General features: G+C 61.4%; 19 protein-coding genes. 12 read left to right on the top strand and 7 right to left on the bottom strand.

The features are described from left to right. Nucleotides 1-4 precede the first annotated feature (4 nt). The 4 genes from kdpB to BBG20_RS07400 all read left to right on the top strand — a co-directional run bounded on the left by kdpB (nt 5) and on the right by BBG20_RS07400 (nt 6,245). Nucleotides 5-2,062: a potassium-transporting ATPase subunit KdpB gene (gene kdpB / locus BBG20_RS07415; protein ID WP_371920680.1), complete on the top strand. Its 2,058-nt coding sequence runs from the start codon at nt 5-7 to the stop codon at nt 2,060-2,062. A 133-nt stretch (nt 2,063-2,195) separates the two neighbouring features. Further along, a complete protein-coding gene (gene kdpC, locus BBG20_RS07410; RefSeq protein WP_065901764.1) occupies nt 2,196-2,741 on the top strand; it encodes a potassium-transporting ATPase subunit KdpC in 546 nt (181 codons plus the stop codon). Between the two features lie 125 nt (nt 2,742-2,866). Then, on the top strand, nt 2,867-5,518 hold the full coding sequence (locus tag BBG20_RS07405; RefSeq protein ID WP_065901761.1) for a sensor histidine kinase: 2,652 nt from the start codon (nt 2,867-2,869) through the stop codon (nt 5,516-5,518). A gap of 37 nt (nt 5,519-5,555) precedes the next feature. Continuing rightward, the gene (locus BBG20_RS07400; RefSeq protein ID WP_065901943.1) at nt 5,556-6,245 is read left to right on the top strand and encodes a response regulator; all 690 of its coding nucleotides are present in this window, start codon (nt 5,556-5,558) and stop codon (nt 6,243-6,245) included. A 232-nt stretch (nt 6,246-6,477) separates the two neighbouring features. Here the strand turns inward: BBG20_RS07400 and BBG20_RS07395 are convergent, their stop codons facing one another. Beyond that, nucleotides 6,478-7,515 (bottom strand): patatin-like phospholipase family protein, encoded by a 1,038-nt coding sequence (locus BBG20_RS07395; protein WP_065901760.1) that lies wholly within the window; start codon nt 7,513-7,515, stop codon nt 6,478-6,480. Between the two features lie 217 nt (nt 7,516-7,732). Between BBG20_RS07395 and BBG20_RS07390 the strand changes: the two genes are divergently transcribed. The 3 genes from BBG20_RS07390 to BBG20_RS07380 all read left to right on the top strand — a co-directional run bounded on the left by BBG20_RS07390 (nt 7,733) and on the right by BBG20_RS07380 (nt 9,714). Next, entirely contained in the window at nt 7,733-8,011 is a 279-nt protein-coding gene (locus BBG20_RS07390) for a hypothetical protein (RefSeq protein WP_010176194.1), read from the top strand. Nucleotides 8,012-8,064: 53 nt separating this feature from the next. Further along, nucleotides 8,065-8,826 carry a CHAD domain-containing protein gene (locus BBG20_RS07385; protein WP_065901758.1) on the top strand — a complete coding sequence of 254 codons (762 nt, stop codon included), beginning with the start codon at nt 8,065-8,067 and terminating at the stop codon, nt 8,824-8,826. A gap of 90 nt (nt 8,827-8,916) precedes the next feature. Next, a complete protein-coding gene (locus BBG20_RS07380; protein ID WP_065901756.1) occupies nt 8,917-9,714 on the top strand; it encodes an acyl-CoA thioesterase in 798 nt (265 codons plus the stop codon). 2 nt (nt 9,715-9,716) lie between these two features. On the opposite strand, the gene BBG20_RS07375 is transcribed toward BBG20_RS07380, so the two are convergent. From BBG20_RS07375 to BBG20_RS07365, 3 genes are all read right to left on the bottom strand, one after another. After that, nucleotides 9,717-10,079: an Mpo1-like protein gene (locus BBG20_RS07375; protein ID WP_065901754.1), complete on the bottom strand. Its 363-nt coding sequence runs from the start codon at nt 10,077-10,079 to the stop codon at nt 9,717-9,719. 271 nt (nt 10,080-10,350) lie between these two features. Then, nucleotides 10,351-11,832, bottom strand: a complete 1,482-nt coding sequence (locus BBG20_RS07370; protein ID WP_065901753.1) for a methyl-accepting chemotaxis protein — start codon at nt 11,830-11,832, stop codon at nt 10,351-10,353. A 96-nt stretch (nt 11,833-11,928) separates the two neighbouring features. Continuing rightward, nucleotides 11,929-12,735: a TatD family hydrolase gene (locus BBG20_RS07365; protein WP_065901752.1), complete on the bottom strand. Its 807-nt coding sequence runs from the start codon at nt 12,733-12,735 to the stop codon at nt 11,929-11,931. Between the two features lie 236 nt (nt 12,736-12,971). On the opposite strand from BBG20_RS07365, the gene BBG20_RS07360 reads away from it, so the two are divergent. The 3 genes from BBG20_RS07360 to BBG20_RS07350 all read left to right on the top strand — a co-directional run bounded on the left by BBG20_RS07360 (nt 12,972) and on the right by BBG20_RS07350 (nt 15,501). Next, nucleotides 12,972-14,393, top strand: coding sequence for an MltF family protein (locus tag BBG20_RS07360; protein WP_065901750.1), 1,422 nt, complete (start codon nt 12,972-12,974; stop codon nt 14,391-14,393). A gap of 103 nt (nt 14,394-14,496) precedes the next feature. Then, on the top strand, nt 14,497-14,931 hold the full coding sequence (locus BBG20_RS07355) for a DoxX family protein (protein WP_065901747.1): 435 nt from the start codon (nt 14,497-14,499) through the stop codon (nt 14,929-14,931). Nucleotides 14,932-15,192: 261 nt separating this feature from the next. After that, nucleotides 15,193-15,501 (top strand): hypothetical protein, encoded by a 309-nt coding sequence (locus BBG20_RS07350; protein WP_065901740.1) that lies wholly within the window; start codon nt 15,193-15,195, stop codon nt 15,499-15,501. Nucleotides 15,502-15,504: 3 nt separating this feature from the next. On the opposite strand, the gene BBG20_RS07345 is transcribed toward BBG20_RS07350, so the two are convergent. Genes BBG20_RS07345 through BBG20_RS07335 form a run of 3 tightly spaced genes read right to left on the bottom strand, consistent with a single transcriptional unit; the run spans nt 15,505 to nt 18,906 of the window. Next, nucleotides 15,505-17,250 (bottom strand): Gldg family protein, encoded by a 1,746-nt coding sequence (locus BBG20_RS07345; protein WP_065901738.1) that lies wholly within the window; start codon nt 17,248-17,250, stop codon nt 15,505-15,507. A 13-nt stretch (nt 17,251-17,263) separates the two neighbouring features. Beyond that, entirely contained in the window at nt 17,264-17,989 is a 726-nt protein-coding gene (locus BBG20_RS07340) for an ABC-2 transporter permease (protein WP_065901735.1), read from the bottom strand. Continuing rightward, entirely contained in the window at nt 17,986-18,906 is a 921-nt protein-coding gene (locus BBG20_RS07335) for an ABC transporter ATP-binding protein (protein WP_065901733.1), read from the bottom strand. Before BBG20_RS07335 ends, BBG20_RS07340 begins: the two co-directional genes overlap by 4 nt. A 222-nt stretch (nt 18,907-19,128) precedes the next feature. Here BBG20_RS07335 and BBG20_RS07330 point away from each other — a divergent pair, with 222 nt between their 5' ends. Both BBG20_RS07330 and greB read left to right on the top strand, forming a co-directional pair. Next, nucleotides 19,129-20,115: a hypothetical protein gene (locus BBG20_RS07330; protein WP_065901731.1), complete on the top strand. Its 987-nt coding sequence runs from the start codon at nt 19,129-19,131 to the stop codon at nt 20,113-20,115. A gap of 113 nt (nt 20,116-20,228) precedes the next feature. Next, nucleotides 20,229-20,702 (top strand): transcription elongation factor GreB, encoded by a 474-nt coding sequence (gene greB / locus BBG20_RS07325; RefSeq protein WP_016972352.1) that lies wholly within the window; start codon nt 20,229-20,231, stop codon nt 20,700-20,702. The last annotated feature ends 7 nt before the right edge of the window (nt 20,703-20,709 follow it).

Here is a 20,709-nt window from a genome sequence, read left to right as displayed (position 1 = left end):
GAAAATGAATATGCCTGCAAAAAACGCGGCTCCGGTGAACACCCAGGAACCGCCAAAAACCGCGATGTCCGCCCTGTGGCGCCCGGCGCTGGTCCAGGCCTTCGTCAAGCTGGACCCGCGCCAGCTGCAACGCTCGCCAGTGATGCTGGTGGTCGAGTTGACCGCCATCCTCACTACCGTGCTGTGCTTTGTGCCCGACACGGCAGTGCCGACCTTCGTCGCCGTGCAGATTGCCGTGTGGCTGTGGTTCACCGTGCTGTTCGCCAACTTCGCCGAGGCCTTGGCCGAAGGTCGTGGCAAGGCCCGCGCTGACAGCCTGAAGGCCGGCAGCGAAGGCCTCAGCGCACGCCGCAAGGAGGCCGATGGCAGCTTCAAGGTCGTGCCGGCCGCCAGCCTGCGCAAAGGCGATGTCGTGCGCGTCACCGCCGGGGAAATGATCCCCGGTGACGGCGAGGTGATCGAAGGCATCGCCGCGGTCAACGAGGCGGCGATCACCGGCGAATCCGCACCGGTGATCCGCGAGTCCGGCGGCGACCGCTCGGCCGTTACCGGCAATACGCGTCTGGTGTCGGACTGGCTGCTGATCCGCATCACTGTCAACCCTGGCGAGTCGACCCTGGACCGCATGATCGCGTTGGTGGAAGGCGCCAAACGCCAGAAAACCCCCAACGAAGTCGCGCTGGATATCCTGCTGATCGGCCTGACCTTGATCTTCCTGTTGGTGGTGGTGACCCTGCAGCCGTTCGCCCACTTTGCCAATGGCAGCTTGCCGCTGGTGTTCTTGGTCGCACTGCTGGTGACCCTGATTCCTACCACCATCGGCGGCTTGTTGTCGGCCATCGGCATCGCCGGCATGGACCGCCTGGTGCGCCTCAACGTGATCGCCAAGTCTGGCCGCGCCGTGGAAGCGGCGGGCGACGTGCATGTGTTGCTGCTCGACAAGACCGGCACCATCACCTTCGGTAACCGTCGCTGTGCGGCGGTGGTCGCGGCGCCTGGCGTCAGCGGCCGGGACTTGGCCGAAGGCGCGCTGCTGGCGTCACTTGCGGACGACACGGCAGAAGGTAAATCCATCGTCGAATACCTGCGTGCCTTGCACCCCCAGGCCGAGCCGTCCCTGGATGAGCTGACCGCCGTACCGTTCAGTGCTGAAACCCGCTTGTCCGGTGTCGACTACCAGGGCCGCGTGTTCCGCAAAGGCGCAGTGGACTCGCTGCTGGCGTTTATCGGCCAGCAACGTCGCGACCTTGCCCCTGCGCTGTCGCGGGAAATCGACAAGATCGCCCAGAGCGGCGGCACCCCGTTGCTGGTGTGTGCCGATGGCAAGCTGCTGGGCGCGATCCACCTCAAGGACGTGGTCAAGCCCGGCATTCGCGAGCGTTTCGCCGAGCTGCGCAAGCTGGGCATCCGCACCGTGATGGTCACCGGTGACAACCCGCTGACCGCCGCCGCGATTGCCGCCGAAGCGGGCGTGGATGACGTGCTGGCCGAGGCCACCCCGGAGAAAAAACTCGCGCGCATCCGCCACGAACAGAATGACGGTCGCCTGGTCGCGATGTGCGGCGACGGTGCCAACGATGCCCCGGCGCTGGCCCAGGCTGACGTCGGCATGGCGATGAACGACGGCACCCAGGCCGCACGCGAGGCCGCCAACATGGTCGACCTCGATAGCGACCCGACCAAGCTGCTCGACGTGGTGCAGATCGGCAAAGAGTTGCTGGTGACGCGCGGTGCGCTGACCACGTTCTCTATCGCCAACGACGTGGCCAAGTACTTCGCGATCCTGCCGGCGCTGTTCGCCTCGATCTACCCGCAACTGGGCGTGCTCAACGTGATGCACCTGCAGAGCCCGCAGAGCGCGATTCTGTCGGCGATTGTGTTCAACGCCTTGATCATCGTGGTGCTGATTCCCCTGGCCCTGCGAGGTGTGCGTGTGCAGGCGGCGAGTGCCGCGGCGTTGCTGCGCCGCAACCTGTTGATCTATGGGCTGGGCGGGATCCTGGTGCCGTTCGTGGGCATCAAGGCGATCGACATGCTGCTGACTGCGCTGCACCTGGTGTAACCCCAACCCTGGTAGGAGCCGGCTTGCCGGCGATGGGTCCGATGCGGTCCGACTGACCCTTCGTCATCACCGGCAAGGACCAAGCGTCCTCCGGCTCCTACAGGTCGTGATGATTCAATGTGAGGAATGTGCAATGTCTAACATGATCCGTCCGGCCCTGAGCCTGCTGGTGCTCATGACCCTGATCACTGGCGTCGCTTACCCGCTGGTAGTGACTGGCGTCGCCCAAGTGGCGTTCCCGGACCAGGCCAATGGCAGCCTGGTGCGCGACGACAGCGGCAAAGTGCGTGGTTCCAGTCTGATCGCCCAGGATTTTACCGGCGACAACTGGTTCCACCCACGCCCATCGGCCGGCGCGTTTGCCACGGTTTCCAGCAGCGCCAGTAACCTGGGCCCAAGCAATCCGGCATTGGCCACCCGTGTGTTCGACGACGCGAATAAACAGTTGGTGCCAGCCCAGGGCCCGGTGCCTCTGGCTTCGCTGACTACCTCTGGCAGCGGTCTTGATCCACACTTGCCACCTGCGGCAATTGCCTATCAACTGGCGCGAGTGGCGGCGGCGCGGAATGTGCCGGTGTCGACCTTGCAGCGCTTGCTCGATGAACACATCGAAAGCCCGCTGGTAGGCCCGCCGGTGGTGAATGTGCTGGCGCTGAACATGGCCCTGGAAAAGTTGTAAGCGGTGGTGCCGTCATCGCGGACAAGCCCGCGCCCACAGGGGTATGCATGCCTAATGTGGGAGCGGGCTTGCCCGCGATGACGGCGTGACAGACTCCCTATGAATACCTGAAGGAACCCTCGCGCATGAGCGACTCCGGCCGCGCCGACGCCCTCTTAGCCGATCTGCCCCGGGATGGCCGTGGCCGGCTCAAAGTCTTCCTCGGCGCCGCGCCGGGAGTGGGCAAGACCTACGCCATGCTCCAGGCGGCGCACACGCAGTTGCGCCAGGGGGTGCGGCTGATCGCCGGCGTGGTCGAGACCCACGGGCGCGCCGAGACTGAAGCCTTGCTCAGCGGCCTGCCGCAGCAGCCATTGTTGCGCACGGAATACCGCGGCGTGATGCTCGAGGAAATGGACCTCGATGGTCTACTCGCCGCCAAGCCCAAGCTGGTGCTGGTCGACGAACTGGCCCACAGCAATGCCCCCGGCAGCCGGCATGAAAAACGCTGGCAAGACATCCAGGAACTGCTCGCCGCGGGCATCAACGTGTTTACCACGGTCAACGTCCAGCACCTGGAAAGCCTGAACGATCAGGTGCGTGGCATCACCGGCGTGCAGGTGCGCGAAACCCTGCCGGACTGGGTGCTGCAAGAGGCGGATGAACTGCTGCTGATCGACCTGCCATCGCGCGAACTGCTGGAGCGCCTGCGCGACGGCAAAGTCTATGTGCCGGAGCAGGCTCGCGCGGCCATCGATGCGTTTTTTACCCAGACCAACCTGATGGCGCTGCGCGAGCTGGCGATGCAGACCGCCGCCGCCCACGTCGATGACGATTTGGCCCAGGGCTATCGCCAACTGGGCCAGGCTGCGCCAGCGGTGCGCGGTCGTTTGCTGGTCGGCGTGGATGGCGATGCGCAGGCCGAGCGCCTGGTGCGTCATGCCAGTCGCGTGGCCCAGCGCCGGCATTTGCCGTGGAGCCTGGTGCATATCGATAACGGCCGCGCGCGCGATGAGCAGTCGCGCCTGCGTCTGCAAAACGCCCAGCAACTGGCCGAGCGCCTGGGCGGGGAAGTGGTGCTGCTGCGTGCGGGGGAGGTGGCCAAGACCTTGATCCAGCATGCCGCCGAACGCCGTGCCAGCCTGGTATTGGTTGGGCAATCGCGGATGCGCTGGCGCCGCCGCGTGTTCGGTGGTGGCCTGGCCGCACGGCTGTTGCGCAATGCGCGGGGCCTGGAAATCAACGTGCTCGACAGCGACGACATCCCCGCACCGCCGCGTCTGCCGGATGTGCGCGGCTTGGTGTGGTTCGACTACGCCTTGGCGGTGCTCGCCACCGTGGTGGCTGCGGCTGTGGCCTGGGCGGTGTCCAGTGTGTTGCCGCTGCCGAATATTTCCCTGGTGTTTCTCGCCGCCGTATTGCTGGTGGCGGTGCGCAGCAGTCTTGGGCCGTCGCTGGTGTGTGCCGCGCTGTCGTTCCTGACGTACGACTTTCTGTTTATCCCACCGAATTTTTCCTTCGCCATCCAGCGCGAAGAGGACGTGCTGACCCTGCTGTTCTTCCTGCTCATGGCCGCGCTCACCGGTAACCTGGCTGCCCGCCAGCGCCGGCAGTTGCAGGCGTTGCGCGATACCCAGGAAGAAACCAGCGAATTGCTCGACCTGTCGCGCAAACTCACGGCTGCCACCGATCGGCAGGCGGTGATCAGTGCGGCGGCGCATCATCTGGAAGGTTGGAGCGACCTGGACCTGTGCCTGGTCAATCGCGATGGCCAGGGCGGCTGGAAGGTCGAGACCGGTGGCCCATTGACCCTCACCGAAGCCGAACGCGCTGCCGCGGACTGGGCCTGGCAGCATGACCAGCCAGCAGGCATGGGCACCGGCACCTTGCCGTTCGGTCGTTGGTGGTGGTGGCCGCTGTCGAGTGAGGAGGGGCCCTTGGGCTTGCTCGGGGTGAGTGCCAAGCCCGGCCGGGAGTTGAGTGGCCAACGCCGCCGCTTGCTCACTGCGCTGAGCCAGCCGCTGGCCCAGGCGTTGGCGCGGGCGCAACTGGCGCAGGAGCTGGAGTCGGCGCGCCTGCACGGCGAAACCGAGCAACTGCGCAGCGCGTTGCTGGCCTCGGTGTCGCATGATTTGCGCACGCCGTTGACGTCCATGCGCGGCAGTATCGACAGCCTGCTGGCGCTCGGTGAGGCGATCCCGCTGGAGGATCGCCGCGAATTGCTCGAAGGTACCCGCGATGAGGCCGAACGCCTCGACCGTTACATCCAGAACCTGCTCGACATGACGCGCCTCGGCCACGGCGCCCTGAAGCTGGCGCGCGATTGGGTGTCGCCGGGCGACATCGTCGGCAGCGCACTCGGGCGTTTGCGTGCCGTATTGGCGCCGCTGCAGGTCAGCACCCAGGTGCCGGCGGAGTTGCCGTTGCTGTATGTGCATGCCGCGTTGATCGAGCAGGCGCTGGTCAATGTGCTGGAAAACGCCGCGCGCTTTTCGCCGCCCCAGGGCCGTTTGCAGCTCAGCGCCGGTGTCTCTGACAACCAGCTGTTTTTTGCGGTGGCCGATGAGGGCCCGGGGATTCCCGAGGAGGAGCGTGCGAAGATTTTCGATATGTTCTACACCGCCGCCCGAGGCGATCGCGGCGGGCAGGGCACGGGGCTGGGCCTGGCGATCTGCCAGGGCATGGTTGGTGCCCATGGTGGGCATATCAGCGTGGCCGATGGCATCGACGGGCGCGGCACCTGCATCACTTTATTCCTGCCGTTGCCGACCCAGCCTGGCCTGGAAGGCGAGCCGTGAGCTACCCTCTTTTCTCCACGGAATTTGATTGGACACCATGAGCCAGACCGCGACGATTTTGGTCATTGATGACGAACCGCAGATCCGCAAGTTCTTGCGCATCAGCCTGGCCTCCCAGGGCTACAAAGTGATCGAGGCCGGCACCGGCAACGATGGCTTGGCCCAGGCGGCGTTGAGCAAGCCGGACTTGCTGGTGCTCGACCTCGGCCTGCCTGACATGGACGGCCAGCAGGTGCTGCGCGAGTTTCGCGAATGGTCGATGGTGCCGGTGCTGGTGTTGTCGGTGCGGGCCAGCGAAGGGCAAAAGGTCGAGGCCCTCGACGGTGGCGCCAATGACTACGTGACCAAACCCTTCGGCATCCAGGAATTCCTCGCCCGCGTGCGCGCGCTACTGCGCCAGGCCCCGGCGGGGGAAGCCCAGGAAGCGGCGTTGCGGTTTGGCCCCTTGACCGTCGACCTGGCCTACCGCCGCGTGCTGCTGGACGGCGTCGAAGTGGCGCTGACCCGCAAGGAATACGCGGTGCTCGCACAACTGGCGCGGCATCCGGGGCGGGTGATTACACAGCAGCAACTGCTCAAGGATATCTGGGGCCCGACCCATACCGATGACAGCCACTACCTGCGCATCGTGGTGGGCCATCTGCGCCAGAAACTGGCGGATGACCCGACCCAGCCGCGATTTATCGTGACCGAGGCGGGGGTGGGTTACCGGTTGTTGAATGCTTGAGTTTATCGGCGCCTGGACGGGCGTCATCGCAGGCAAGCCAGCGCCTGCATTCGTCCGCATTCCAGAGGGCGAACTCGATTGAATGTGGGGCCTGGGCTTGTCTGGTTTTTGTGACGGGGGACGACATTTTTGCAGGCCAGTTCCTGCATTCGTCCGCATTCCAGAGGGCGAACTCGATTGAATGTGGGAGCCGGGCTTGCCCGCGATGAGGCCCTCAGCTACCACCCACCTGTCAGCGCTGCTCACTCTCATACCGATCCAGCGTGTCACTGGCAATTTCCCGCCCCAGCGCGATCAACTCCGGCGCCTTGTAGAACTCGAAAAACCGGCACACCCGCTTCGGCACGTTGATCAGGATATCCGGCGGGTAGCCCGCGATCTTGTACTGCGCCAGCGACGTCTGCATCACCTCGAAGCTTTGGTTGATCAGGTCCAGCAATGACGCCGGGCCGACGTTGTCGATGATGAACGAGCCAGTCGCCGACTTCGGTGCCCCGGCCTTTTCCGGCGCGGCGGCAGGTTGCTGGGATTCCGGCTCGGCCGACTCCAGCCACGGGTTGATCTCGGCCGCCTGGGCCTGCAGGGCTTCCTGCTCCAGCTTCAACAACTGCTCGGCCTGTTTGCGGCGAAACGGCAAGTGTGAGCCGAGGGACTTCACCAGGCTGTCGAAACGGCTCTTGAACGCCGGCGGACGCTGGATCACCGGCAACTGGTAGTGCTTCTGATTGGTGGCGTTGAGGTTGACCGCAATGATCAAGTCGCAATGGCTCGACACCACCGGCACGATAGGCAGCGGGTTGAGCAGGCCGCCGTCCACCAGCATGCGGTTGCCTTGCATCACCGGGGTGAACAGGCTCGGGATCGCCGCCGAGGCGCGCATGGCCTGGTGCAGGCAGCCCTCCTGGAACCAGATCTCCTGCTGGTTGGTCAGGTCAGTGGCGACGGCGGTGTAAGGGATGCGCAGCGCTTCGATATTGATCTCGCCGACGATCTTGCGGATCTGCCCGAAGACTTTCTCGCCGCGAATCGCGCCGAGGCGAAAGCTCACGTCCACCAGGCGCAATACATCGAGGTAGTCGAGGCTCTCAATCCAGTTGCGATATTCGTCCAGCTTGCCGGCGGCGTAGATCCCGCCGACCACGGCGCCCATGGAGCAGCCGGCGATACAGGCAATGTCGTAGCCGCGCCGTTCGATTTCCTCGATCACCCCGATATGGGCGTAGCCCCGCGCCCCACCGGAGCCCAGCACCAAGGCAACACGCTTTTTCATGGTCGATGTCCTCCCCTAGGCAAGCACCCACAATGCACCTTTTGAGGGGGTGGCTTCAATCTTCGTGCGGGCATGCAGTATTTTTCCAGGAAAGCCATGCGGCTCGGGTATGCTCTGGCAATAGGCGAGTTCGATTTCAGGTTGACTGATAAGGCACTTTTCCTTGTAGGAAACGTCTACAGCGTACGACTGTTTTTCTTTATTTGAGGTGTCATCAATGAAAGCCTGGATGTGTGTGCCTGTGATCGTGTTGGCCCTGGCCGGTTGTGCCGGGAAAACCGCGTACCGCGACAGCTGCGGCACGCAACTGGATGCAGCGTGGCACGAACTGGACTTGGCCAAGGCTGAAGGTTTTGCCGGCACCGTGAGCTACTCCAAGGCCCTGTCTTTGTTGACCGGCGCCAAGACCCAACAGCAATTCGAAGCGTTTGAAGGCTGCTCCAACAAGGCCGAGAAAGCGCGGTTCTATATTCGTGAGTCGCGCGCCGGCCGCTAAGCCGTCTACGCTAGCGTGAGCCAGCCGGGATTTTCATCGTCAAGGGGGAAGGGATGTCAGCTTTGGTCGATCAGTTAGTCGCTCAGGTCATTGGCCTGGAAGTAGGGTTACTGAGCTGCCAGGCTCGCCTCGCTGCCGTCACCGACGATGAAGCCCTGCATGATCTGCGCACTACTGTGCGCCGCCTGCGCAGCCTGTTGCGCCCCTTGCGCGGGCTGCCCGGGGTGGAACAGGTTGAGGCGGCCGCCCGCGCGGTCGGCCAATTGACTACGCCGCTGCGTGACCGTGAGGTGCTGGCGGCGTATTTGCACGCGCATGGCCACCACGAGGCCGCTGATCGGCGCATGCGCCTACAACCCGATGCGTATCGCCACGTGGCGCAAGGCGCAGAACTTGCGCATTTGCTGCTGATCCTCGATGCATTCCCACGGTTTATCCGCGCCAGCGAACATCAGAAATTGCTCAAGGGCCTGCGTCCGCGAATCCAGAAACGACTGGCCAAGCAATGGCACCAACTTGATCAAGCCCTGAAGGATCCTGAGCACGATCGCCACCGCCTGCGCTTGTTGATCAAGCGCGTGCGTTACGCCGCCGAGGCTTATCCCGAGTTGGACAAGCTGCCCGCCAACGCCATGTCGCGCCTGAAAAAGGCCCAAGGTGCCCTGGGCGACTGGCATGACTGCTGGCAGTGGCTGGCCCAGGCCGAACACCAGGCGGATTTGCAGCCGTGTGTTGCCGTGTGGCATCGCACCATGGCCAAGGCGCAAGGGCAGGCGGACCGCGTGCTGGATAAGCTCAGCGCCGATTGTTTCTAAAACGGTCCGGGTTTTGGCCGGAATAAGCGCTGTACGTTGCTGGCTCGATGGTTAAGATCCTTCATCTGTTTCTTTTGATGTGAGGTCGCCATGCGCTTTAGTGATTTGCTCGACGCCGCCCGAAACCACCCGCTGGACGTCACCATTCCCGCCGAGTGGGCCCAGGGCCGCGCCACGTTTGGCGGCCTGGTCGCCGCCTTGCAGTACGAAGCGTTGCGCGCCAAGGTGCCGGCGGATCGCCCATTACGCTCGCTGGCAATCACTTTCGTCGGCCCGGTAGCGCCTGACGTAGCGGCCAGTTATGAAGTCGAAGTCTTGCGCGAAGGCAAGGCGGTCAGCCAATTGCTTGGCCGTGTGGTGCAGAACGGTGAAGTGGCGACACTGGTCCAGGCCAGTTTCGGCGGGTCTCGCGCGTCGGAAATCGATGTGGCGAGCGAGCCAGCGCCGGTGTTCAAGCACTGGGATGAGTGCCAGGAGTTGCCCTATATCAAGGGGGTCACCCCTGAATTCATGCGCCACCTGGCGATGCGCTGGAGTGTCGGCGGCTTGCCGTTCACCGGCAATAAGTCCCGCGACATGGGCGGTTGGGTGCGATTGCGTGGGGATGTCAAAGAAGAACCGCTGACCGAGGCGCATATTCTCGCCCTGGTCGATGCCTGGCCGCCGGCCTTGCTGCCGCACCTCAAGAAGCCAGCGCCAGGCAGCACCTTGACGTGGACCATCGAATTTATCCAGCCGCTGCAGGACCTGACGACCCTGGACTGGTGCCAATACCACGTCAACATCGAACACGCCCGTGACGGCTATGGCCATGCCGCTGCTGCGCTGTGGAGCCCGACCGGCGAGCTGATCGCCCTGAGCCGCCAGACTGTGGTGGTCTTCGCCTGACCTCAATGCCGGTGGCGCTGGCGCCAGGCACGCCACCAGCCGCCGCTCAGCACAAAGCGCGGGAAGGTCACGAACTGCTCGACCACCAGGCGTTGCACTGCGTCTTTACGATCACTGAATGGCTCACTGGCCTGGGCTTCCAGGCTATGCCCATGACGCTGCAGCGCCAGGCCGGCGAGAATGCCGACAACGCCAATGGCGAAACTGGCCAGGCTCAGGCTGAACACCCCCGACACAATCAACAGAAACCCGATGATGAACAGCGGCACCGCAATCAGGTGCAACGCCAGGTTGGTCGGGTGTTGATGGTTCTGCGGGTAGTTACGCCATTGCCAGGCGGGGAGATTGGGATGACGTTTGCCCATGGTGGTGAATCCTCTGTCCGTTGAAACAACATGCAGAGAGTCTAGGTGGGGTTGGGTGAGGGGGCGAATTGGGGCTGGCTATTGGGGTCATAGAGGGCAATTTTTGACAGGTTACCGTCATGTCAAAATAGCGCAGTCAGGGTCGTCCCTGTGCATCGGATACGTAAGAATAGGTATGCGGTCGTAGGACCGCTGCAATACCTTTGCATCGTGCAAAACCTCAGGTTCACCGAGGCCTTGTTGTAGGGTGGGGACTACAGGTTGAACAGTCCTACAGTTTCAACTGCCCGATCGCCTTACTCAGTTCCCCAGCCAGCGTCGCCAGTTCGTTGCTGGTCGTCGCGGAGTCCACGGTCTGTTGCACGGTGTTCTCGGTCACGTCACGGATGCTTACCACCGCGCGGTTCATCTCTTCGGCGACGTGGCTTTGCTGTTCGGCGGCGACGGCGATCTGGGTGTTGCTTTCGCGCATTTGCGCCACGGCGCCGGTGATTTCGGCGAGTGCGGCGCCGGCCTCCTGGGCTTGTTGCACGCAGTCGTCAGCCTTGAACGAGCTTTCCTGCATGAAGTCCACTGCGTCGCGCGTGCCGGCTTGCAGCGCCGAGACCATGCGGGTGATTTCGTCGGTGGAGCTCTGCACGCGCTTGGCCAGGTTGCGCACTTCGTCGGCAACCACGGCGAACCCCCGGCCCATTTCGCCGGCGCGCGCGGCTTCGATGGCGGCGTTGAGCGCGAGCAGGTTGGTCTGTTCGGCGATGCTGTGGATCACACCGACCACACCGTTGATTTTCTGGCTGTCCTCGGCCAGTTTCTGGATCATTTCGGCGGTCTGTTGCACGCCGGTGGACAGCCCGGCGATTGAGAGCTGCACGCGGGTGACCACTTCCTGGCCGCTGCCGGCGAGGGTGTCGGCGGTCTGGGACAGGTCGCGCGTGGCACCCGCATGTTGAGCAATGTGGTAGACGGTGGCGGTCATCTCGTTGATAGCAGTGGCGGCCTGGTCGGTCTCGCTTTGCTGGCCGAGCATGCCGTGCTGCACTTCGTTCATGCTGCTGGCCAGCCGCGCGGCACCCTCGTCGAGTTGCCGGGCGGTGCGTGCCACCGTATTGACCACCCGCTGGTAGCCGGCTTGCATGGCGTTGAAGGCGCTGGCCATCTGGCCGACCTCGTCCTTGCAGGCCAAGGGCACACGGGCCGACAGGTCGCCGGTTTTCTCCACGTGCAGCATCACGTCCTTGAGGGTATTGAGCTGGCTGAGCAGGAAGCGGATCAATAACTGCGAAGCGCCGAGCATCGCCAGCATCAGAATCAATACGGCCACCGCATAGTTGGCGAAGCGTTCGCCGAACACTTGGCTCAGGCTGGGGGCATACGCCAACACCGCGACCTGTTGGCCGTCGGGGCGCGCGATCACTTCGGCGCCCATCAGCGGATTCTCGCCAAACAACGGCATACGGTTGAGGTCGATCCAGCCGTTGGCGCCGCTCAGGGCTGAAAGATCCTGGTCAGCTCGTTGTGGGATCTGGCCTTGTGCATATGTCAGCCAGTGCTCATCTGTGGGCAGGGCCTTTTCCGCCGGCCAGGCACTGAGCAATCGCGCCTGGGCCTGCGCCGAGGCCTGGGACGCATCGCTGCGCGCCTGTTGTTCAAGCTGCACGGCGTACAGCACCAGCAGCAGGGTGGTGATGAAAGCGACCGCGTTGACGGCCCAGAATTTGTACTTCAGCGAGATATTGCTAAGCCAGGCACCCATGGAAGGTTTTCTCTGATAGCGGAAACAGCATTGGCAAGGTGCCATTATTGTGCCGCTACTCAGGAAGGCGGTTTTGACATGGGTCAATGCGCCGCATCAATCCACGGCAGGCAAGCCAAAAAACGCGCGCGCGCTGGCGGTGCTGTGCGCGGCCAGGTCTTCCACGCTTTCGTTGCGGTGCAACGCGACTTCGCGCAGTACTTCCGGCAAGTAGGCCGGTTCGTTGCGGCCGTTTTTTGGTTTGGGCCGCAGGGTGCGCGGCAGCAGGTAGGGGGCGTCGCTTTCCAGCATCAGACGGCCACGGGGAATTTCCCTCACAAGCGGGTGCAAGTGTGTCCCACGGCGTTCGTCGCAGATCCAACCGGTGATGCCGATGTGCAAGTCGAGGTCGAGGTAGCTGAACAATGTCGACTGTTCGCCGGTGAAGCAGTGCACCACGGCGGCGGTGAGGTGGTCGCGGTAGTCCTTGAGGATTTCCAGCAGGCGTTGGTTGGCGTCGCGTTCATGCAGAAATACCGGGAGTTTCAACTCGACGGCCAGGGCCAAGTGCTCTTCCAGGACTTTCTCCTGCTGCGGGCGTGGGGAAAAGTCGCGATTGAAGTCCAGCCCGCATTCGCCCACGGCACGCACGCGGCTTTCACTGAGCAGGCCGCGCAAACGCTGGGCGCTGTCGCCGTTCCAGTCACTGGCGGAATGCGGGTGGATGCCGGCCGTACTGAACAGGCGCTGGCCGCTTTCATCGAGTTTCAAACACAGTTCCAGGGCCTGCTCACTGCCGTCGACGCTGGTGCCGGTGAGTACCAATTGCTGTACGCCAGCGGCATAGGCTCGCTCGAGAACGGCCAGGTGCTTCTCGTCGAAACTGGGGTTGGTCAGGTTGACGCCGATATCAATGAGTTGCATGGTGCTATCTCCGCCTGCGGCCGGAAAGCATATCAGAGCTGTAGATTTATAAGAAAATCGAAGAACTACAACGAGTTATAGCTGTCTTTGAACGTCGCAAGTGACATTGTGGTCGGCCGACCGCCTGACCCAGTGTCGCCGTTGCGTACCTTGCCAGCGCATAAAGCGCTCTGTTTCTGACGCCCACCGCCTCGTTTTTCGCGAGAGCGTTGGCCAGTATTCTTTCCGGAGAGCGGATGATCCGACCCTCGGCGTTGCTTATGTTGTGCCTGACGTTATTGCTGCCCATGGCGGCGGTTGCGCGTCTGGACGGGCCGCTGGAAGTGACCAAGCCCAGCAAGGTGCGCGACCTGGCGGAGATCCGCTCCAGCCGCACCTTGCGCGTATTGGTCAACCAAAGCCGCAATAGCTCTGGTGAAGTGCAGGGCCAGGCTATCGGGGTGGAATATCACCGCCTGCGTGCCTTCGAGCAGTACCTCAATGGCCACGCCCGTGATGGCCAGGAAATCAACCTCAAGATCATTCCCAAGGCCAAGGACCAACTCCTTGGCGCGCTGGCCCGTGGCGAAGGCGACCTGGTGGCCCCTGGTGAACTGCTGGATGTGAAGGCCGCACACAAGATCAGCACCAGTGACCCGATCGCCAGCGGTGTGCCGTTGTGGCTGGTGGGGGTCAAGGGCGAGCGGCGGTTTACCAAGTTGGAGCAACTGTCTGGCCGGACCGTGGCGCTGACCACTGGCAGCGCGGCGGCGGATGCCATCAGCCAGGTCAATCAGAAGCTGGCGCTGCACAAGCAGCCGTCGATCAAGGTGGAATGGGTCGACCCGACGCTCGCGGTGGAGGACGTGCTGGAGATGGTCCAGGCGGGGATTTTTCACCTGACCATTGTCGAGAAGCCGATTGCCGAGCGCTGGTCGAAGATCCTGCCCAAATTGCGCTTCGATAAGCAGGTGGCGATCAGCGAACCGGGTGACGAGTACTGGTTCGTGCGCCAGGACGCGTCGATGCTGCGGGCCAGCATCGATCGATTTCTCAAGACCTATCGCACGCCCTCCGACCAGGATGTCGCGTTCCAGCGTATCTATCGGCGCCTGTACCAAGTGCGCAATCCGCTGGCCCGGGTCGACCGCCAGCGCCTGGAGAAGCTGCGCCCGGTCCTGCAAAAACATGCGCGCGAGCAGGGCATGGACTGGTTGAACCTTGCGGCATTGGCCTTCAAGGAGTCGGCACTCGACCCCGGCGCGCGCAACAGCGGCGGGCCCACCGGCCTGATGCAGATCACGCCGTCGGCGGCGCAGCGGGTGGGGGTCAACAATATCGAGAACCTCGACAGCAATGTGCAGGCCGGTGCGCGCTATCTGGCGATGATCCGCCGCAAGTTTTTCGCCAGCCCCAAGCTCAATGAGCGCGAGCGCATGGCCTTTGTACTGGCGGCCTACAACATGGGCCCGGAGCGCGTCCAGGGCATGCGCACCGAGGCCAAGCGCCGGGGGCTCAACCCCAACCAGTGGTTCTTCCAGGTTGAACGCATTGCCATGGAGCAGGTGGGCATGAGCGGCGTCAGCTATGTTAATAGCGTCAACAAGTACTACTTGGCGTTCGATCGGGAGCGGGAGTCCCTGGAGCCGCCAGCGCCGAAAATTGCCTCACGGAAGTAATCGATTAATTCGATATTGATAGGGCAGTTTTTGCGCTTTTAACATTGCTTAAACTGATTAATATGGCGGCCAACCAACCCCTGTTTCGAAAAGGATTACAAGCATGAGCCCACTGATCAAAAGCCTCCTGACCACCCGTGCCGGTTACGGCCTGACTGTCCTGCGCATTGTTGTCGGCATTATCTTCGCGGCCCACGGCTCGCAAAAACTCTTTGGCTGGTTCGGTGGCTACGGCCTGGCCGGCACGGCGCAGTGGATGGAAAGCATCGGCCTCGCACCGGGTACGCTGATGGCACTGTTGTCGGGCGGGACCGAGTTCTTCGCCGGCCTGGCACTGATCATCGGTTTGCTCGCTCGCCCGGCGGCACTGGGCTTGACCATCCTGTCGCTGGTGGCGATCTTCTCGGTGCATATCCATAACGGTCTGTTCATGGCCAATAATGGGTACGAGTTCGCATTGGCGCTGCTCGGTGGCGCACTGGCAGTGCTGCTGGAAGGTGCCGGCAAATTGTCTGCAGACCGCGCCATCGCTCGCTGATCGACGTCTGGAAAACCGACAAGGCCCGCCCATGTGCGGGCCTTTTCGTTGCCCGCCATTCTTGACATCGCCCCTGCGGCTTCTCTAGGATGCCGCTCATGCGCCGATTTAAACAGCTAATTGCGGGGCGCCACCGGGACTCTATGCAGCCCGACAGAAGCTTGTTCTCCCATGCCGAGACAGCTTTGAAATTCCGCTAAAGCGCTGGTTCGGTGTTGCCTCTCACCTGCCCGCAGACTTTTGAGGCAGAGACACGACACGATGAATGCACTACGCCCCCTGATACGCCTGGCCCCGATCACCGCGGACCTGACTCAACGCAATCCGAAAATTCTCCTGGGCGGCAAGCACCAGCCGACGCTGTTGCGTTACCTGGATGGCTGGCCGCGTCGTACCGGGCGGCCATCGGCGTTCCTGATCCAGTTTGTGGAAGACGGCGACTCTCTCGCCCGTTTTGCCAACAACAGCTTTGACCTCGCGGTCATCCAGGCTCCAAGCGCCGTCAATGCAGCTGAAGTGATCGGCCATCTGACCCGCATTGCCCGGCAAGGGCTGATTGCCAGGCGTTGAGGTTCAGCGACGTGCGGCCTCGCCGTTCAAGCGTCGTCGACGATGGCCGAGAAACACCAGCCAGGCAACCAGGCACAACATCAGCGGGATCGCGAAGGTCACGCCCAGTTTTATCGCCAGCTCCAGGCGATTGATCTGCGCGTATGCCTCGGCCTTCAAGGCGTGCAACTCCATGGGCAAACGCAGGCGCTCCTTATTGAGGGCCTGCAATTGCGTCCTGGTGTCCACTGCCTGGGTGCCCAGGTTGATCACTTGTGGCGTCAACTGCCGCCATTCCTGTTCCGTTCGCTGCAGGCGTCGTTCCACCTCATAGGCCTTGCCGCGATAGGTCTGTTCGGCGGCGTTGCGCATGGCCTCCAGCAGGGTCGGTGAGTTGCTCGCTGGCGTACGCGGCCGAACGTTGGCCAGTGCTTCAAGGGCGGACAGGTTATCCAGTGTATTCAAGATAAACAGTGCGTTGCTGTCAGGCGTCGCGGGGCTGAGCTGATCGGTGAGCATGTCGGTGTCGGCGACCACCACGACATGGATCTGTGTCGCTTTTTGCACGCCCGGCGGTTGACCCTTGATGCCTTCCGGAAATGCCGAATAAGCCGGCCCCTCGATACGGGCCGCAATTACATGGCGTTTGCCTTGCTTGGGCAGCACGTCAGCCAATGCGTCACGCGCGGTGACGTCCACGAAACGCTCGGTATCCATCAGCTCGGCGTGCTCGGAGCTGTACAGCAGGGGGGTAAATGTCGTGCGACTTTTAGCCAGGCGAGAGACAGCGCCGCTGCTGGATACGATTACGGTGTTCAATTTCCAGGTGCTCACATCCTGCGTGTTCATCGCCTGCCGTGGCAGGTTTAACCGGGCCGGGTACCGCTCCGCGTTTCTTCCGGGGCCCGGCTCAGTCCAAGACGAATAGAGGCCGTCGACCAGCAACTTATCCGCTGGCATCTGGATCCCCCAGGCGGCCAGCAGTTCGTGCAATCGAGTATTGGCTGGCGCACGGCCTGAGCGTTGCTCGCCCAGGGGGTCGATAAACATCATCAACCTGCCGCCCTTCAATACAAATTGTTCAATGCCATACAGAGTCTGCTCGGACAACGCGGCGGGCTGCACCACCATCAGTGCCTGGACATATTCCGGGATGCGCACGGTCGTCGACTCCAGCAGCGCGAGGTTAAAGTGCTGCTGCACGGTCTTGAGCAGCCGCCCTGCGGATTCCTCCATCGCTTGCCCTGAGATCAGACCGACAATGGGGCGCTCAGGGTGTTGCAACTTATAGATCAAGTGGCTGATTTCGTAGTCGAGCAAGGGCTCACGATCAAGGCTGAATGATTCGATGCGTTGCGCACCGTGACCGGCGCGGGTACCGATAAGGCCCAGAAAACCGGCCTCATCGTCTAGGCCAAATAGCTCCGCTTTGTAGGCATCCTCTGAAAAACGTGCAGGTTCGATAATGTGCAGGTTGAGCATGCCTCGGGCGGCTTTTTCATATTCCTTGAGCCGGTCTTCGATACGCTTGCCATAGCGTTTCATCGCGGGACTTCTTGCTGGGGCGTTGTTGGCGTTGAAGTAATACAAGTCTACCGGGCTTTCCAGGGCATTCAGGAAGTGCCGTACGGTGGGGGATAAAGTGTGGATCTGTGAACGGGAATAGTCCCAGCGAATGTCGGGAAGTTTAACTATCCAGACCAGGTTGAACGCGAGAAATAGTAAAAGCAAGACAATAAGTGTCATGCCGGTACGCAGAGTGGATCGCATGGGGCTTTCCTTCTCAGCGATGCTTGTAATTAAGGGTGATGGTCGCCGCAGTGAGGAAGGCCAGGATCATGCTAATGAAGTAAAGAATGTCGCGAAGTGCAAATTTTCCATCGTCCAGGCTGCTGAATCTTGAAAGCGGATTGAGGGAACTCAAACTGTCGATAACCCAAATGGGCGCTTGATGTTCCAGAGCATCGAGTAAAGATGAAAGTCCACTGACGGTGAGCAGTAAGCCCATCGTCAGTATGACGACGACGGTACGCTGACGGACGCAAGTGAAGATGAAACAACCGGCAGATAGATAACTGCCCGCCAGCAGCCAACTTGCCAAAAATTGCGAGGCTATAACAGCGTTGTCCGCCTTGCCCAGATAATTGGCGATGATGACCAGCGGAAACGTCAACAGCAGAGCCAGGCCGACTACAGCCCAGGCAGCCAGGAACTTGCCGATCACCCACTCAAAGGGGGTGACGGGCAATGTTTTCATCAGTTCGAGAAAACCGGCATTCGCCTCATCCGACCAGAGTTGCGCCGCCAGGGCGGGGATCAAGAGTAAGTAAAGCCAGGGATGCAGTTGGAAAAAAACCTGCAAGGTGCTGCTGTCTTGCTCCAGCCACGGGCTGAGGTGAAAACCCAAGGCCACGGACAGTACTAAAAAAATCGCCACGCTCAGGTAGGTGCCGGGTGTGCAGGCATAACTGGCGAGTTGGCGCTTGAAAATGACGGGCAGCAATTTCAAAGAGTGGCCTCTCGGCTCAGGTGGTGGACCACATCGTTCAGGCGGCCTGACTCCTGGTGCAGCGAGCTGATTTGCCACCGACGACTGGCGATGAGTGTGTGAATGTGTGAGGAGATGTTATGGCCCGGCATGGCCAGCACGGTCACCGTGCCGGGGGCGTGGCGATGCTCTTCGATGCCCGCCACGCCTGGCAGGACGGCGAGCGCCAGCAGGTCCAGAGGCGTTTGCGCGGTCAGGGTAACTGCCTGGAAATGACGGGAATCGCGTTGCAGATCAGGCAGTGGCGTATCGGCCACCAGACGCCCGCCCGCAAGCACCAGCGCCCGTGTGCAGAGTTCGGACAGTTGATCGCAGTGCCGGGACGCGATGATCACTGTCATCTCCTGCGTCAACGACCTGATAAGCGCCCTGAAGGTGTGTTTTTGATCGGGTGCCAGTCCTTCGGTCGGCTCATCCAGTAACAACAAGGCCGGCCCATGCAGGATGGCTTGGGCAATCGCGACTTTACGTTTCCATCCAGTACAGAGTGTGTCGAGGGGCGCGTTGAGAATGGGCCACAACTCAAGTCGCATGGCGGCGTGTTCCACGCGCGCGCGTTTTTCTGCGCCGCGGAACCCACGAATGCTGGCAATGAAATGCAGGAACGCGTTTGCCGACATCGTTGGATGACCGAGATCCCGGTCCAGTTGATAGCCGATCGCTTTCTTTATCTTGAGAACTTGCGGGTTGATACCCTGGACAGTGACGTGTCCACTGGAAGGCGAAGTTGTACCGGAAAGTATATTCAACAGTAGCGTTTTAACAGCAGGGTCTTCTCCAAAAAGCCCCAGGCATTCGTGTTGATTGGCGCTGAATGAGAGATCACTGATAATGTTTTTCTTGTCCAGGTATTTTGTCACGTTGCTTATTTCGATCATGTGTTTACCGAATAAGTTTGGTATGACGTTAAGGGGGAGATTTTAAAAAGGGTACGGATAATCATCGCTTTTGGGAACGACGATCAGCATTAATAAGAGAAGTCCTACGTGTGTGCCCGGTACATCGCTGAAACAATTGGAGTGTGTGTTGACTTTTAAATTTCGAATGTTTATTTGATGTTTGTATAGACGTTCTGCGCTGTGTAACGAGGCCTGATAATCATGATGCTGCTACGTACCCTAGTTCTTGAACGCGATGGTCAGGATGCACCGGTCAACGGCGCACTGCTCTGTGGGTTTGCTGTTGGTCAGATTGCCTCCAACTTCCTCGTTTACAGCCTCGATGAAGAAGTTGAACCGGGGAGTTCCAGGGTTTACATCGCGGCATTGCGTAAAAAAGCCGAACGGTATTTTCTCGGTGGTGTCGAGTCCAGGGACGACTTGCAAGTTGCCATGCATGTGTTCAAGCAAATTCTGACGTTGGCGGCGTCGGGTGCAAAAGCCGCTGGCGTTACGGAAACCCAGTTGCCCTATCATTTTGTCGATTTGAAAGGCTGCAAGCTGCCGCCTGCCAGGCCCGAGGATCACCACTCGGTGATCATCAAGAAAGCGCTGGTGATGAAGGTGATTACCCTGGGCATTTCCGCGCCTGCGTTGCCGGCAATCGAAAGCGCGTCATTGATCGTGCCGTCCATTCGCTTTTCATCGAAATTAAGCTCGTCCCCCAGGGCAGCGATCGCGGCCGACCCTGCCCGTGTACCTGAGCACGAACAGCCTGTCGAAGAGGCGCGCCCGGTGGCGATCGAAATGCCGGTAAACCGCGTGCAGGCTGAACCTGTGATGCCGCCCGCGCCGGAGCCGCGGGGGCAATCTGGATTGCCCGCGGCCATGGACCAGAACGCCATGTTCGAGGTGGACAGTACACTGACCAACCTGGCGCGTGTCGCACAGGAGTTGACCCAACAAAAGCTCGCCGTCATCGAACAGCAGGCGGCGCTTGACCAATGGCAGGCTCGATTGCAGCAGGAACAAAGCCAGTCCGATGAGAGGTCTCGAGAGCTGGAGCAGCGCATTGCCCAGCTGCATGACCAGTCGCTGGCGGTCAGCCAGAGAACAGAAGCGCTGAAGGTCATGACGTCGCAGGTGTCGAACCTGCGCCAAAGCTTGCGCGCGATGCTGCTGGACCTGGATCAGGTCCTGGATGGCTAGACCGGCCTGGCTACTTTCCCGGGTTCATTTATCATCAACGCCAGCCAGCCGACGCCAGGGCATGATTGCCTGGCCGATCGGCACCTATGGACATTGCCTGGGGATGCATGCGTTTGAGTACCAAGCTGATTACCAAAGAAGGTCATGAAGCGCTGAAGAAAGAGCTGGACTACCTGTGGCGCGAAAAGCGCCCGGACACCACGCGCAAAGTGACATGGGCTGCCTCGCTGGGCGACCGCAGCGAAAACGCCGACTACCAGTACAACAAGAAATTGCTGCGCGAGATCGATCGCCGGGTCCGTTACCTGCGCAAGCGCCTGGAAGACATGCGCGTGGTGGAGTACATGCCCGAGCAGGAAGGGAAGGTGTTTTTCGGCGCCTGGGTCGATATCGAAAACGAGCAGGGCGAGACCAAGCGTTTTCGGATTGTCGGCTATGACGAGATTTATGACCGGATGGACTATATCTCCATCGACTCACCGATGGCCCGCGCGTTGTTGCGCAAGGAAGTCGATGATGAGGCCATTGTGCAGACGCCCGGCGGCGAAGTGTGCTGGTGGATCACCGGGATCGAGTATGTGAAGTGAGCGGCGT

The organism is Pseudomonas aylmerensis, assembly GCF_001702265.1.
Classification (GTDB): domain Bacteria; phylum Pseudomonadota; class Gammaproteobacteria; order Pseudomonadales; family Pseudomonadaceae; genus Aquipseudomonas; species Aquipseudomonas aylmerensis.
The sequence above is the reverse complement of the archived record's forward strand: the minus strand, read 5'-3'. Positions and strand labels throughout refer to the sequence as shown.

Coding starts and splice junctions, on each gene's coding strand:
- kdpB (WP_371920680.1), top strand. CDS start 5: ATGAATATGCCTGCAAAAAACGCGGCTCCGGTGAACACCCAGGAACCG.
- kdpC (WP_065901764.1), top strand. CDS start 2,196: ATGTCTAACATGATCCGTCCGGCCCTGAGCCTGCTGGTGCTCATGACC.
- BBG20_RS07405 (WP_065901761.1), top strand. CDS start 2,867: ATGAGCGACTCCGGCCGCGCCGACGCCCTCTTAGCCGATCTGCCCCGG.
- BBG20_RS07400 (WP_065901943.1), top strand. CDS start 5,556: ATGAGCCAGACCGCGACGATTTTGGTCATTGATGACGAACCGCAGATC.
- BBG20_RS07395 (WP_065901760.1), bottom strand. CDS start 7,515: ATGAAAAAGCGTGTTGCCTTGGTGCTGGGCTCCGGTGGGGCGCGGGGC.
- BBG20_RS07390 (WP_010176194.1), top strand. CDS start 7,733: ATGAAAGCCTGGATGTGTGTGCCTGTGATCGTGTTGGCCCTGGCCGGT.
- BBG20_RS07385 (WP_065901758.1), top strand. CDS start 8,065: ATGTCAGCTTTGGTCGATCAGTTAGTCGCTCAGGTCATTGGCCTGGAA.
- BBG20_RS07380 (WP_065901756.1), top strand. CDS start 8,917: ATGCGCTTTAGTGATTTGCTCGACGCCGCCCGAAACCACCCGCTGGAC.
- BBG20_RS07375 (WP_065901754.1), bottom strand. CDS start 10,079: ATGGGCAAACGTCATCCCAATCTCCCCGCCTGGCAATGGCGTAACTAC.
- BBG20_RS07370 (WP_065901753.1), bottom strand. CDS start 11,832: ATGGGTGCCTGGCTTAGCAATATCTCGCTGAAGTACAAATTCTGGGCC.
- BBG20_RS07365 (WP_065901752.1), bottom strand. CDS start 12,735: ATGCAACTCATTGATATCGGCGTCAACCTGACCAACCCCAGTTTCGAC.
- BBG20_RS07360 (WP_065901750.1), top strand. CDS start 12,972: ATGATCCGACCCTCGGCGTTGCTTATGTTGTGCCTGACGTTATTGCTG.
- BBG20_RS07355 (WP_065901747.1), top strand. CDS start 14,497: ATGAGCCCACTGATCAAAAGCCTCCTGACCACCCGTGCCGGTTACGGC.
- BBG20_RS07350 (WP_065901740.1), top strand. CDS start 15,193: ATGAATGCACTACGCCCCCTGATACGCCTGGCCCCGATCACCGCGGAC.
- BBG20_RS07345 (WP_065901738.1), bottom strand. CDS start 17,250: ATGCGATCCACTCTGCGTACCGGCATGACACTTATTGTCTTGCTTTTA.
- BBG20_RS07335 (WP_065901733.1), bottom strand. CDS start 18,906: ATGATCGAAATAAGCAACGTGACAAAATACCTGGACAAGAAAAACATT.
- BBG20_RS07330 (WP_065901731.1), top strand. CDS start 19,129: ATGATGCTGCTACGTACCCTAGTTCTTGAACGCGATGGTCAGGATGCA.